14 protein-coding genes are annotated in these 13601 nt (G+C 59.7%); 11 read left to right on the top strand and 3 right to left on the bottom strand.

Going from position 1 to position 13601, the window contains the following annotated elements; translation table 11 throughout:
* Window positions 1-40 precede the first annotated feature (40 nt).
* Window positions 41-916 (top strand): oxygenase MpaB family protein, encoded by an 876-nt coding sequence (locus LU196_RS01400; RefSeq protein ID WP_232757949.1) that lies wholly within the window; start codon window positions 41-43, stop codon window positions 914-916.
* Here the strand turns inward: LU196_RS01400 and LU196_RS01395 are convergent.
* Window positions 913-1185, bottom strand: a complete 273-nt coding sequence (locus tag LU196_RS01395) for a hypothetical protein (protein ID WP_232757948.1) — start codon at window positions 1183-1185, stop codon at window positions 913-915. The two genes, LU196_RS01400 and LU196_RS01395, sit on opposite strands and share 4 nt — an antisense overlap.
* 224 nt (window positions 1186-1409) lie before the next feature.
* On the opposite strand from LU196_RS01395, the gene LU196_RS01390 reads away from it, so the two are divergent.
* From LU196_RS01390 to LU196_RS01360, 7 genes are all read left to right on the top strand, one after another.
* Window positions 1410-2528, top strand: a complete 1119-nt coding sequence (locus LU196_RS01390; protein WP_232757947.1) for a suppressor of fused domain protein — start codon at window positions 1410-1412, stop codon at window positions 2526-2528.
* Window positions 2529-2693: 165 nt separating this feature from the next.
* Window positions 2694-4589, top strand: a complete 1896-nt coding sequence (locus LU196_RS01385) for a methyl-accepting chemotaxis protein (protein WP_232757946.1) — start codon at window positions 2694-2696, stop codon at window positions 4587-4589.
* Window positions 4590-4794: 205 nt separating this feature from the next.
* The gene (gene idi / locus LU196_RS01380; RefSeq protein WP_232757945.1) at window positions 4795-5328 is read left to right on the top strand and encodes an isopentenyl-diphosphate Delta-isomerase; all 534 of its coding nucleotides are present in this window, start codon (window positions 4795-4797) and stop codon (window positions 5326-5328) included.
* Window positions 5329-5484: 156 nt separating this feature from the next.
* Window positions 5485-6393 (top strand): ABC transporter substrate-binding protein, encoded by a 909-nt coding sequence (locus tag LU196_RS01375; RefSeq protein WP_232757944.1) that lies wholly within the window; start codon window positions 5485-5487, stop codon window positions 6391-6393.
* An 18-nt stretch (window positions 6394-6411) separates the two neighbouring features.
* Window positions 6412-7554: an ABC transporter permease gene (locus tag LU196_RS01370; RefSeq protein WP_232757943.1), complete on the top strand. Its 1143-nt coding sequence runs from the start codon at window positions 6412-6414 to the stop codon at window positions 7552-7554.
* Window positions 7551-8486 (top strand): ABC transporter ATP-binding protein, encoded by a 936-nt coding sequence (locus tag LU196_RS01365; protein WP_232757942.1) that lies wholly within the window; start codon window positions 7551-7553, stop codon window positions 8484-8486. Before LU196_RS01370 ends, LU196_RS01365 begins: the two co-directional genes overlap by 4 nt.
* Window positions 8486-9238, top strand: coding sequence for an ABC transporter permease (locus tag LU196_RS01360; RefSeq protein ID WP_232757941.1), 753 nt, complete (start codon window positions 8486-8488; stop codon window positions 9236-9238). Before LU196_RS01365 ends, LU196_RS01360 begins: the two co-directional genes overlap by 1 nt.
* On the opposite strand, the gene LU196_RS01355 is transcribed toward LU196_RS01360, so the two are convergent.
* Window positions 9198-9305, bottom strand: coding sequence for a hypothetical protein (locus LU196_RS01355; RefSeq protein WP_232757940.1), 108 nt, complete (start codon window positions 9303-9305; stop codon window positions 9198-9200). The genes LU196_RS01360 and LU196_RS01355 overlap by 41 nt on opposite strands.
* Before the next feature lie 73 nt (window positions 9306-9378).
* On the bottom strand, window positions 9379-10116 hold the full coding sequence (locus LU196_RS01350) for a MerR family transcriptional regulator (RefSeq protein WP_232757939.1): 738 nt from the start codon (window positions 10114-10116) through the stop codon (window positions 9379-9381).
* 150 nt (window positions 10117-10266) lie between these two features.
* Between LU196_RS01350 and LU196_RS01345 the strand changes: the two genes are divergently transcribed.
* From LU196_RS01345 to dinG, 3 genes are all read left to right on the top strand, one after another.
* Window positions 10267-10830, top strand: coding sequence for a helix-turn-helix domain-containing protein (locus LU196_RS01345; protein ID WP_232757938.1), 564 nt, complete (start codon window positions 10267-10269; stop codon window positions 10828-10830).
* Entirely contained in the window at window positions 10827-11366 is a 540-nt protein-coding gene (locus tag LU196_RS01340; protein ID WP_370640954.1) for an N-acetyltransferase family protein, read from the top strand. Before LU196_RS01345 ends, LU196_RS01340 begins: the two co-directional genes overlap by 4 nt.
* An 89-nt stretch (window positions 11367-11455) precedes the next feature.
* Window positions 11456-13594 carry an ATP-dependent DNA helicase DinG gene (gene dinG / locus LU196_RS01335; RefSeq protein ID WP_232757937.1) on the top strand — a complete coding sequence of 713 codons (2139 nt, stop codon included), beginning with the start codon at window positions 11456-11458 and terminating at the stop codon, window positions 13592-13594.
* The last annotated feature ends 7 nt before the right edge of the window (window positions 13595-13601 follow it).

Here is a 13601-nt window from a genome sequence, read left to right as displayed (position 1 = left end):
ACGCGGAATCTACCCGCTACCGGACGCCTTTCTCGCTACCATGAACCTTCGCGCGCGCATCGAACAACAGATCTTCCGCATCAACGGCCTGGCAATGAACGAATTCGACCTCTCGCTGCCGCTCGGCGATCCCGGTTTATTCGGCCCGGACCACGTGATCTGGCGCGTACACGGCGATTTTCCGTCCATGCTCTGCGGCGGGATCAGCGCGCTGATGCTGCAAATGCTGCATCCGTCCGCGCTGGCTGGCGTGTGGGATCATTCAGGATTTCGCGACGACATGCTGGGCCGCCTGCGTCGCACCAGCCAATTTATTGCGGTCACGACCTTTGGCAATCGCGCCGATGCACAGACGCTCATTGAGCGCGTAAAACGCATTCATCTGCGCGTCACCGGCACGGACAACTATGGTCGCGCCTATGCGGCAAGCGATCCGCATCTGCTTACGTGGGTGCACGTGGCGGAAACCCGGAGCTTTTTGGCCGCTCACCTGCGCTATAAAAATCCGTGTCTCAGCCGCGCCGATCAAGATCGTTATTACCGTGAGGCGGCGGTGGTGGCAGAAGCGCTGGGCGCGCGGCAGGTGCCGAAAAGCGTGCCGGAAGTGGACGCGTATCTGCAGGCGATGCGCCCGGAACTGGTCTACGATGCGCGCACGCGCGAGGTGCTGCACGTGCTGATGCACGCGCCCGCGCCAAGCCGGCTCGCCAAACCCGCCATGCGCATCGTATTAGAGGCCGGGGCAGGGTTACTGCCTGCGTGGGCGCAGCAGTGCATTGAGCGTCCGGTGAGCCCACTGGCGCAGTGGCGGGTTAACGGTGCAATGACGGTGCTCAGCAGTGTGCTGCGCTGGTCAATTCAGCGCAGCGCCTACTCGCGCGCCATGCAGCGCGTGGGCCGCAGCGAAGGCGATTAGGATTCGCCCGGCGTCGCGCGAACCGGCGCGGCCGGTGCAGCCGTGCGGCGCTGATACAGGGTGTGAAACAGCATGCCGAGGCCAAGGCCCAACAGCGGCAGAGGCAGCATGCTGTAATAGATATCCAACGGCAGCAGGATAAGCAGCGTGCCCCCGACGCACAACAGCGCCAGCGCTGACATGATCCACGGCGCACGGATAAACAGCCACAGCAGCAGGGCGAGCATCAGTGCATCGCCCAGGGTCAGATTGAGGTTATCCAGCAACATGGTCATCGCTCCACGTAGAATAGCGTCAATAAAATACCATGCGCAGCGGGAAATAAATCGCGAATAAATATTAAGCATTGTCCGCTAAGCGGCTGACAGACATAAACATAACTTATGTTTTGCAACGCCACTTTGAGAGTTTTACCCTTGTGTCACAGGGTGCGACTGCCGATCCTGCTCTATTCTCAGGGAGATTGGATCCCTACGGGCAATATCGAGGCGTTATGACACATCAACCCCTGATTGCTGAAGTGCCGAATCAGCAAAACACACTGACCGCCATCGTCGAACAGGATGCCCGCACCGCCTATTTTTACATCTGGCCAAACGATCTGTTTCGCAGCCAGTATGCGGTGCGCGGCTGCTGGCTGCGGAATCTGTTGCCCGCGCCTGCCGAAGAGGATCGCGAGGCGATGGAGCAGGGCATCGCACCGCTGCTGAGCGCGGAATATTGCCGCACGCTGGAAGCGGAGCCGATGCTCGATCCGGCGGGATTACAAATTTTATGGGAGCCCAGCGATGAGGGTGCCGCACTCTGGTATTACGGCCAGCTGCTGGCGGTGATTCCGGGCTGGAGCCTGTATCAGCACAAGCAGGTGAGCTTTTCCGCGGGCTGCATTAAAGAGAACTGGCTTACCGCACCGCTGGGGTCCGCTTCCACCAATCTGTATTACGCGCGGGCCGAGCAGCAGCGCCACTTCTGGCGTGACTGGCACGACGGCCAGCTGTGGGACAAGGTGCAGCGCGCGCTGATGGACGTGTATGAGGCGCAGTTTGGCGCGTCGGTAAAATATTACGCTATCGATCAGGGCAGCTGGCCGCCGATGGCGATCTCACAGCACTGGCATCAAGGCGTCTGGTACTTCTTGACGCTCGGCATGAGCATTCGGCCTATGCCGCAGGTAGATTATCTGTTTGACGAGCTGGCGCCGCAGTATCGCCGCGTTGAGCTGGCGATGGCCGTGGACGGCGAAGTCATGGACGAAGCCAACGCGGTTCAGATGGCCAGTGCGCTGGCGGAATTTGCGCATTTGCCGTGGGCGCGGCTGACCTGGATCGGCGAAGGGCACACCTTAGCGTCTGAGGTGGCGCCCATCGGGTTTGAAAGTTTTCTGCTGGCGAATGGACTGGCGCCTGAAACGGGGCAGCTGCGGCTGCCCAAGCGTGAAGGCGATCGCCCGCAGCTGCTGTGGGCCACGCCGATAACCGAAGCTGAACGCCGCTTCGCTCAAGCCGACGAACGCGGTGGACAGCTGTTGTTGCAGCGGCTGCTGGCCGAAGGCAATCACCATATTTTCCGCCCGCGTCAGGAAGTGGTCGCGCCGCCTGATTCTCCCCTCTAACAGCAGTTCTGCCCGGTGCAGCGCAACGCAAAACCGGGCGCCATAGAGTAAATTATCACCTTAATCAACTATTTCACTTTTTTGTGATCCTCCTCACCTCAAGTTCCGCTTTAACAAGCCGTTAACCTCGTCAAGGCACGTCCAAACCAGGGTAGGGGCATACACATGTTAAAAACTACGCAGTCACGTTTTACCGCGGCGCTCGTCGCGTTTATCATTGGCCTGATGCTGGTGACCGTGGTGGTCATCGATCAGTTTATCGCGCCGCAGCTCTCGCAAAACGAAAGCCGCTTAGTGCGTTACGAGGTGGACGGTCTGGCCGGGCGCATCGTGGAACAGATGAACCGCGTACAGGCGCAGCAGCGCGCCATTACTGAAGCGGCGGGCGTCATGGACAGTGCGGCCATTGATACCCTGTTGCCGGCGTTAGTGAATCAGTATCAGGACAGCAACGTGTTTGGCGGCGGGATCTGGCCGCTGCCCAATCGTCGCGATCCGGCCAAAGAAAAAGACAGCACATTCTTTGCGCGCAACGCCAGCAATCAGCTCCAGGTTAACACCTACTGGAACTCCGACGCGGCGGACAAATATTGGGAGCAGCCTTGGTATAAAGACGGCATGGCGGCGGCAAAAGGGCAGTGTGCCTGGGCGAAAGCCTACCAGGACGCGGCCAGTCCGCAGCCGCGCACCAACTGCGCCATGGCGATCTACCGTGACGGCACCGTCTGGGGCGTTGCCACCATCGACGTGACGCTGGGCTTCTTTAACCAGCTGGCTAAACAGATGGGCGATGCGATCAAAGGTCGCGTGCTGATTGTGGAAGCGGATGGCAAAGTGGTGGGCAATGCTGCGCTGCTGAACAGCGCGCCTAAGCTTGAGAATCTGTCCGATACCCAACTGCCGATGGCGGGTGCGCTGAAAACGCTGCTGGCGCAGGCGGGCACTCAGCCCACGCAAACCACCTTTAAAGGGGAAGATGGCGAGCACACGCTGTTCCTGCAGGCCATTGCTGGCAGCCCGTGGTATCTGGCCAGCGATGTGCCTTCCAGCCTGCTGGATGCGCAGACGCACAGTATGCTGACCCGTCTTGGTCTGGTGCAGATTCCGCTGGTGGTGATCCTGCTGCTGGTGCTGTTAGGCTTTGTGCGCGCCATGATGAAACGCCTCAGCCTGCTGAACAGCAACATTGAAGCCTTGTCCTCCGGCGGCGCCGATCTCACCCAGCGCCTGCCCGCCAGCAACAGCCCGGAATTTAACGCGGTGGCGCAGAGCTTCAACCAGTTCATCTCTTATCTGCAGGGATTGATGCGTCAGGTGGGGGACAGTGCGCTGGCCATCACTGCGGCCTCGCGCGAAATCGCCAGCGGCAACGCCGATCTGTCAGCGCGGACCGAATCGCAAGCCAGTTCAATTGTGCAAACGGCGGCGTCGATGGAAGAGCTGACCGGTACCGTGCGTCAAAACGCCGATAACGCCACGCACGCTAATCAGCTGGCCGACGGCGCGTCGCAGGTGGCGGCACGCGGCAGCGACGTGGTGCGTCAGGTGGTGACCACCATGGGTGAAATCAACCACTCTTCGCGCAAAGTGGTAGACATCATCAGCGTGATCGACAGCATCGCCTTCCAGACCAATATCCTGGCGCTCAACGCCGCGGTGGAAGCGGCACGCGCAGGCGAGCAAGGGCGCGGCTTTGCCGTGGTGGCTTCTGAAGTGCGTAACCTGGCCCAGCGTTCCGCGAACTCGGCGCGTGAAATCAAAAAGCTGATTGAGGAGTCAGTGGCGAACATTGACACCGGCAGTCAGCTGGTAGAGCAAGCCGGGCAAACCATGGACGAGCTGATGCAGGGCGTCAGCAGCGTCACCACGTTAATGAGTGAAATTATGTCTGCCAGCCGCGAGCAGAGCATGGGCATTGAGCAAGTGAACCTCGCGATTACCCAGCTGGACGGCAGCACGCAGCAAAATGCCGCGCTGGTGGAGCAGGTTTCTGCGGCCGCCCGCGGGATGGAAGCGCAAAGCGTGCAGCTTGAGCAGGTGGTGAAAAGCTTTAAACTGTAACTGTATCAGGGCGCTAGCGCTTAGCGCCCTGTTTTTTCCTCATCTTTCCCGCTGCTGTGTCCGCCTCTCCCGGCCCGTTTCACCCCCTCTAGTGATGAATGCTAAGCTTACTGTTGATCGCGCCATCGCACGGAATGTGCGCAGAATCTCTGCGTCATCACATCAGCCTGTGTACAATAGCTGAGGTTTATCTTAAGGAGTTGTCATGCCTGCCATTGAAGTTATTCTCGTTGACCATCTCGATCGCCCCACTGGAAAAATGGAAAAGCTGGAAGTGCATGAAAAAGGGTTACTGCACCGCGCGGTGACGGTTTACGTGTTTAATTCTCGTCACGAGCTGCTGCTGCAGCGTCGCGCCAGCAACAAGTACCACTGCGGGGGATTGTGGAGCAACACCTGCTGTGGGCATCCTTATCCGCAGGAGTCCACGCGTGATGCCGCCGAGCGTCGGCTACGCGAAGAGATGGGCATGCAGCTTGAGCTGACGCCGGTGTTTGAGCTCAGCTACAATTTGCCGCTGAGTAATGGGTTAACGGAGCACGAATACGGTCACGTCTTTTTCGCCATCAGTGACGACGAGCCCGCGCTCAATCCCGAAGAAGCCGACGCCTGGTGCTACCGCTCCGTGGAGCAGGTACAGCACGAGATGCAGCACGCGCCCGAGCAGTTCACGCCGTGGTTTCTGCACACCTTCCCGCGTATTCCCACCACGTTTGGCACCTTTCGCCTGACCGCCTGATTTTCGCCCCTGTGGAGGGGCGAAATAGTCATTGCCTGCACCCGCTGCGCGCTGCGTTGCAAAAACCGATGGAAATGATGCTGTTGGATGGGCCTTACGGCCGCGCCAGGCTACGCTTGATTATCACACAGCGACATTTCTTCAGAGGAACGCGGCATGATCAAGCAGGGGTTAATGGCGACGATCGCCCTGGCAATCAGCCTGGGCGCAGCCAACGCAGCCGAGCCGGTAAAAGTCGGATCAAAGATCGATACCGAAGGCTCGCTGCTGGGCAATATGATTTTGCAGGTGCTGGAAAAGCACGGCGTCAAAACGGTCAACAAAGTGCAGCTGGGCAACACCCAGGTCGTGCGCGGGGCGATTCTCGCCGGTGAGCTGGATATTTACCCGGAATATACCGGTAATGGCGCGTTCTTTTTCAATGATGAAAAAGATGCGGCATGGAAAAATGCGCAGCAGGGCTATGAAAAAATCAAAGCGCTGGATGCGCAGAAAAACCATCTGGTGTGGTTGACGCCCGCCCCGGCAAACAACACCTGGACCCTTGCGGTACGCGGCGACCTCGCGCAGCAAAACAAGCTTACGTCACTCAGCGACCTTAGCAGCTATCTAAAAAAAGGCGGGACGTTCAAGCTGGCGGCGTCAGCCGAGTTCATTGAGCGCAGCGATGCGCTGCCCGCCTTTGAAAAAGCGTATGGTTTTACGCTCAACCAGTCGCAGCTGCTGTCGCTGGCGGGCGGTGATACTTCGGTCACCCTGAAGGCGGCAGCGCAGCAAACCTCGGGCGTCAACGCGGCGATGGCGTACGGCACCGACGGGCCGGTAGCCGCGCTGGGCCTGCAAACCCTGAGCGATCCCAAAGGCGTACAACCCATCTACGCGCCAACGCCGGTGATCCGCGCCAGCGTACTCGAAAACTATCCCGATATCGCCACGTGGCTGAAGCCGGTGTTTAGCAAACTGGATGAGAAAACCCTGCAACAGCTTAACGCGCAGATTGCGGTGGAAGGGCAGGATGCCAGCCAGGTCGCACAGCAGTGGCTACTGCAAAATAAGCTGCTGTAAGCGGTGTGCCTGCCTGAGATGACATCGCGTCAGCGCCCGGTGCTGATAACGCTGCTGGTGCTGCTGTCGCTGGCGCTGCTTGCCTTACCCCTTTTTAGCGTCGCGCCTAACCGATTGGTATCGGGCCAGCCGCTGCGGCTGTGGCAGGTGGCGCAAGGGTGGCTGTTGTTCCTGCCGTTGGGGGCGCTTTGGCTCGGGCTGGTGGGGCGCATTAGCCGCATTGGGGCGGTAGCGATGCTGTTAACGGTCGATCTTCTGCTGGCGCTGCTGTTTTGGCTCAGCGGGGAGGCGGCCTCCGCGCTGGCGCAGGGCGGCCCGCTGGTGCGTACCGCCTTTGGCAGCGGTTTCTGGTGCGCGGTGGCGCTCACGCTGCTGTTGGCGGCAGAGATCATTCGTCAGTTAACGGCGCGCAGCGCAGTACGCATCGTACTGAATCTGCACCTCTGGCTGCTGCCGCTGGCGCTGCTGGTCAGCGGCCACCTTGATACGCTCTCTCTGCTCAAAGAGTATGCCAATCGCCGCACGGTATTTAACGCCGCGCTGGGGCAGCATCTGTGGCTGTTAGGGGGCACGCTGCTGCCCGCCTTGCTGGTCGGCGTGCCGCTGGGCGTCGCCATTGCCCGCTCGCCGCGTGGGCAAAGCGGCACGTTTAGCGTGCTTAACGTGATTCAAACGGTGCCGTCTGTGGCGCTGTTTGGTCTGCTGATTGCGCCGCTGGCGGCGCTGGCCAGCGCTTTTCCGCTACTGGCGCGCTTAGGGATCAGCGGCATTGGCATGGCCCCGGCGCTGATCGCGCTGGTGCTCTACGCGCTGCTGCCGCTGGTGCGCAGCGTGGTCGCGGGCTTGCAGCAGGTATCGCCGGAGGTGAGAGAAACCGCACGCGGTATGGGCATGAGCCCATGGCAACAATTCTGGCTGGCGGAGCTGCCGCTGGCGTTACCGGTCTGGCTTTCTGGCCTGCGCGTGGTCGTGGTGCAGACCATCGGCCTTGCAGTGGTGGCCGCATTAATTGGCGCGGGCGGTTTTGGCGCTATCGTATTTCAGGGCCTGCTGAGCAGCGCGCTGGATTTGGTGCTGCTGGGCGTCATCCCGGTGGTGGCGCTGGCGGTGCTAGCCGATGCCGTGCTGCGTTTGCTGTCGGCTATGCTGGAGATACCATGATTGAATTTAACCAGGTCAGCAAAGCGTTTGCGGGAAAAGCCGCCGTGCGCAATCTGTCGCTGCACATTGAAAAAGGCAGCATAACGGTGTTGATTGGCACCTCTGGCTCAGGCAAATCTACTACGCTGAAAATGATCAATCGGCTGGTTGAACACGACAGCGGAGAGATCCGCTTTGCCGGAGAAGCGATTGAACACCTGAACGCACGCGCGTTACGGCGACGCATGGGGTATGCCATCCAATCCATTGGGCTATTTCCCCACTGGACCGTGGCGAAAAATATTGCCACGGTACCCGCGCTGCTGGGTTGGTCGCGAGCGCAAATTAACGCACGCGTAGCCGAACTGCTGACGTTGCTCAATCTGGATGCGCACCTCGCGACGCGCTATCCGCATCAGCTCTCCGGCGGCCAACAGCAGCGCGTTGGCGTGGCGCGCGCGCTGGCGGCCGATCCCGAAGTGCTGCTAATGGACGAGCCCTTTGGCGCGCTAGATCCGGTTAACCGTCAGGCATTGCAGCAGGAGATGCTGCGCATTCAGCGCCTGTCGAGCCGCACGATCGTACTGGTGACGCACGATATCGACGAAGCGTTAACGCTGGCCGATAGGCTGGTGCTGATGGACAACGGTGACGTTGTGCAGCAGGGCAGCCCCGTCACGCTGCTGACGCAGCCAGCCAGCGAGTTTGTGCGTACTTTCTTTGGCCGCAGCGAGCTGGGCGTCAGGCTGCTGGCGCTGGGCAGCGTTGGCAGCGTGGTGCGACGCGGCGAGTGGCTGGCGGGAGAACCCATTATGGCGACGCTGACGCTGCGCGACGCCTTGTCACACTTCATCGCGCGTCGCGCCGACCGTCTGCCGGTGGTGGATGCGCAGCAGCAGCCGCTGGGCGTGCTGCACTTCGGTGATTTGCTGCAACAACAGGCGGCGCACTGATGCGGGCGCTACGCGACCCGCTCTGCTGGCTGGCGGCGGCATTTTTGCTGCTGCTGTGGGGACTGCCCCATAGCGGGCCGCTGTTTGCCTGGTGGTTTCCCGATCTGGTCCGTCCGCTTTATCAGCAGGATGACTTCTGGCGGCTGGCGCTGGCGCATCTGATATTGGTCGGCAGCGGGAGTTTACTGGCAGTTGGAGTAGGCGTAGGCAGCGCGATTTTCGCCACGCGCCGCGTTGGCCGCGCCTTTCGTCCGCTGCTGGAAACGGTGGCGGCGGCAGGACAAACGATCCCCCCGGTGGCGGTATTGGCGATCGCGGTGCCGGTAATAGGGTTTGGCGCGCGCCCGGCGGTGGTGGCGCTATTTCTTTATGGATTACTGCCGATTGTGCAAGGCACCCTGGCGGGGCTGGATAGCGTACCGGACAGCAATCGAGACATTGCACGCGGCGTTGGCATGGGTGCATGGCGGCAGCTGTGGCAGATTGAGCTGGCACTGGCTGCGCCAGTGATGCTGGCGGGCATTCGCACGTCGGTGATGATTAATATCGGCACCGCCGCGATTGCCTCCACGGTGGGCGCAGAAAGTTTGGGATCGCCGATAATCATTGGCTTGAGCGGTTTCAACACCGCTTATGTGATTCAGGGCGGAGTGTTAGTGGCGCTGCTGGCGCTGATTTGCGACCGCTTGCTGGCGCGCATCCAGCGTCAATTTAGCTGGCAGGCAGCAACAGACTGTAACCCACCAGCATAACGCCGCCCATGCCGCCGATAGCCATCAGGGCAAACAGCGAGCCGATCAGAATTTTTGTCCAGTTCATAGGAAAACCTAAAAGTCATGAAGTGCGGCATGATAACGCGCCAGTTCGGCGCGGAAAAGGCCGCGTGTGCGGTTTACTGCATGGGATCGTGGCTGTGGGTTGCAAAGCCTTGTGCTTGCCAGTGCTCGAACTGCTCCAGTTGACGCCGCGTAGGCTTTTTGCCGGTCCAGATAAACAGGTTTTGCCCGGGAAAGAGTTCAGGGCGGGGCATATCAAGCGGCTCAGCGAGAACGTCCATGCGCCAACCGTGCTGGGCTAAACGCCAGGCTTCCAGCCAGATACGGGTGCGATCTTCTACGCCCCAACCGATCATAAGGCCATCTTTGCCCGGTTTCTTTCGGCTTCCCGCCAGGCAGAAGGCCACGTAGTCGATCAGCGCGCCGTCCAGTAAACTGCTCATCGTACGTGCCGTATTCTGATCGAGACCCAGACGCTGACGTACCGGAACAAACACGTGATCGATAAGCGCATCGACCGGGTGTTCACGGCCCATCGTCGCAATTTTGGTGCGCAGTTTAGAAGGACGGACGTGACGTAACACGCTCATCAGTTCTTCCTGCAGCGCGGTCCAGCCATCATGCACATTGAAGGATTCGCCCTCGAGCAGCGCTTTTACCTTACCCACAGGCACACCGCTCTCTATCCAGCGTTTTATCTCTTCGATACGCTGAACATCTTCGTCATCGAACTGGCGATGACCTCCTTCTGTGCGCTGAGGCTTTAACAGACCATAGCGGCGTTGCCATGCGCGAAGCGTGACCGGGTTGATTCCGCAGCGCTCGGCGACGTCGCCAATACTGTATAAGGCCATAGCGTCCTCAAAAATTCTGACCTGCATAACAATACCTTAACCGCCAGAGCCGGGTTGTACAATGATTTTCTTTCTGTACAACTTGACGCCAGGCACAAATCAAGGCTTTATTTCATATATGAGAAATTAATCCCATATTTGAGAGAAAACATGACGAATTCAGATAGCGACGCGCGTCTCGCCGCCCGACTTGCCGCACTGCGCTTGCAGCGCGGATGGTCGCTAGACGCGTTATCAGAGGCAACCGGAATCAGCCGCGCGTCATTGTCGCGCATTGAGCGCGCCGAAACCAGTCCCACGGCAGCGTTGCTTAATCGACTGTGCGTTGCCTACGGTATCACCATGTCGCGCCTATTGCGTGACATAGAGGAGGAGACGCCGCAGTTGCTGCACGCGGCGCAGCAGCCGGTGTGGCACGACGTGGCCAGCGGCTTTCAGCGCCGGAGTATTTCCCCGTCCGCCAGCGATTTCAAAGCCGAAGTCATTGAGGGCGTGCTGCGTCCGGGCGCGCGTATTGATTACGACGCGCCGCCGCTGCACGGCATGGAGCAACATATCTGGCTGCAGTCTGGCGGGTTGACCTTCACGCTGGATGACCAGCGCTGGACGCTGCAGGCCGGCGATTCGTTGCGTTTTCACCTTACGGGCAGATCCACGTTTGAAGCGGATGCTGAACGCGGGGCCCGCTACCTTTTAGTGGTGTGTAAACCATGATGCAAATTGAAACCGTATGCCCGGCGCATGCGCTCGCACAGCTGGATGCCTTAACCAACGTGCTGGAAGGCTGCGTGGCCGACGGGGCCAGCGTGGGCTTTACCGACATCCGCGATCGTGCAGTAATGACGCGCTTCTGGCAGAGCAAAATAGCGAGCCTGGCAGGTGGAGAAAACCATCTGCTGGTGGCGCGTGTCGAGGGTGCCATTGTGGCGACTGTGATGGTGGGGTTCAGCGCGATGCCCAACGGACGGCATCGTGCGGAGATCGCCAAGCTGCTGGTGCACCCGGCAGCGCGCCGCCAGGGTATTGCCCGCCGCCTGATGCAGCAGGCCGAACAGTTGGCCGCCGCGCACGGTAAAACCTTATTGGTGCTGGATACGCGTAGCGGTGATGTTGCGACGTCACTGTATCTGTCGCTGGGCTGGCACATTGCCGGATCGATTCCCGGCTATGCGATCTCCACCACCGGCGAGCTTGAAGCCACCACGGTGATGTTTAAACCGTTGGAGACAAGCGCGCCGCTGGGCGAATAAGGAATCGGGCGCGAAAAAATGGCCGTGAAGGCTGACGCTGTGGTCATACTGTGTAAAAATACAGGCCAATTTCGCAAACAGTATTCGACATGGCCCTCACAGCAGCGATAAAAAGCCAGATAGCGCAATGGTATAAGGCGCTGCAGCAGCAGGTTCCTGATTTCATTCCGCGCGCACCACAGCGCCAGATGATTGCCGAGGTGGCAAAAAGCCTGGCTGGCGATGAAGGCCGTCATCTGGCGATTGAAGCGCCAACCGGCGTGGGTAAAACGCTCTCCTATTTGCTCCCAGGGATTGCCGTCAGCCGTGCCGAGGAGAAGCGCCTGGTGATCAGCACCGCCAACGTGGCGCTGCAGGATCAAATCTTCAGCAAGGATCTGCCGCTGCTGAAAAAAATCATTCCTGACTTAACGTTTACCGCCGCCTTTGGCCGTGGGCGCTACGTCTGTCCGCGTAACCTCGCCGCCCTGGCGGCCACCGAAGAGCAGCAGGGGGATCTGCTGTTTTATTTCGATGACGAGGCGGTTACCGGTTCGAAAGAGGAGCAGAAATTCTGCGCCCGACTGGAGAAAGATCTGCATCGTCATCAGTGGGATGGCCTGCGCGACCACAGCGATGTCGCCATTGACGACAGCCTGTGGCAGCGCCTCTCAACCGATAAAGCGAATTGCCTCGGACACCATTGTCGCTGGTATCGTGAATGCCCGTTTTTTGTCGCGCGCCGCGAAATCGAACAGGCGGACGTGGTGGTGGCGAACCACGCGCTGGTGATGGCGGCAATGGAGAATGAATCGGTGCTGCCGCCGGCTAAAAATCTGATGTTGATCATGGATGAAGGACATCATCTGCCCGAGGTCGCGCGCGATGCGCTGGAGATGAGCGCGGAAATTACCCCCGGCTGGAGCAGCCTGCAGCTCGACCTCTTTGTGCGTCTCGTAGAAACCATCATGGCGCAGTTTCGGCCTAAATCGCCGCCGCCGCTGACCAATCCGGAGCGGCTCAAAGGGCACTGTGATGAGATGCGCGACCTGTTGCACGCGCTGAGCAGTGAACTCCATCCGCTGCTGCCGGCACACAATCAAGCGGGCGAGTACCGTTTTGTGCTTGGCACGTTGCCTGAGACGCTGATGACGATCTGTGCGCGGCTGTTCAAACTGAGCGACGCTCTGCGTGGCCTGAGTGAAGGCTTGCTCAACGAGCTGGGCGAGCAAACGGGCAAAGCGGATATCATGCGCCTGCACAAAGCGATCTTGCAGCTTAATCGCCATTTCGGCTGGTTTGAGGCGATCAGCAAGCTATGGCGCCTGGCGGCGCTGGAAAAAGCCTCGAATGCACCGGTATCGAAGTGGGTCACGCGCGAGATACGCGACGGTCAGGCGCACCTGCTGTTTCACTGCGCGGGCATTCGCGTGAGCGATCAGCTGGAGAAACTGCTGTGGCGTAAAATTCCGCACGTGGTGGTTACCTCCGCCACGCTGCGCTCGCTGAATAGCTTTAGCCGCCTGCAGGAGATGTCGGGGCTGAATGAGAAAGCGGGCGATCGCTTTGTGGCGCTGGATTCGCCGTTCAACCACGTTGAGCAAGGTAAACTGATTATCCCGCAAATGCATTTTGAGCCGCTGATGGCTAACGAGGCCGAGCATATCGCGGAGATGGCGCGCTTCTTTCAGCAGCAAATGGTGGAGGAGAAGCACAAAGGCGTGCTGGTGCTGTTCGCCAGCGGACGCGCCATGCAGCAATTCGTTGCGCAGCTGCCTGCGCTGCGCTTGCTGATGCTGGTGCAAGGGGATCAGCCGCGCTCACGGTTGGTTACGCTGCATCGCGAGCGGGTTGAGGCGGGAAAAACCAGCATTCTGGTTGGGCTGCAATCGTTCGCAGAGGGGCTGGATCTTAAAGGTGAGCTGCTGTCTCAAGTGCACATTCACAAAATTGCTTTTCCGCCGGTAGACAGTCCGGTAATTTTGACCGAGGGCGAGTGGCTGAAAAGCCTCAAGCGCTACCCGTTTGAGGTGCAAAGCTTACCCAGCGCGTCGTTTACGCTGATTCAGCAGGTGGGGCGCTTGATCCGCAGCCACAGCTGCTTTGGTGAAATTGTGATTTATGACCGCCGCCTGCTGCACAAAGCCTACGGCAGTCGTTTGCTGGCGGCGCTGCCGGTTTTTCCTATCGAGCAACCTGCGGTGCCGGCGGCGCCAAAAAAAGCGGCCCGACGCGGCAAAAAATCCTGAATGCACG

The organism is Pantoea sp. Mb-10 (assembly GCF_021272205.1).
Lineage (GTDB): Bacteria > Pseudomonadota > Gammaproteobacteria > Enterobacterales > Enterobacteriaceae > Pantoea.
This window is presented reverse-complemented; position numbering and strand designations above follow the sequence as displayed.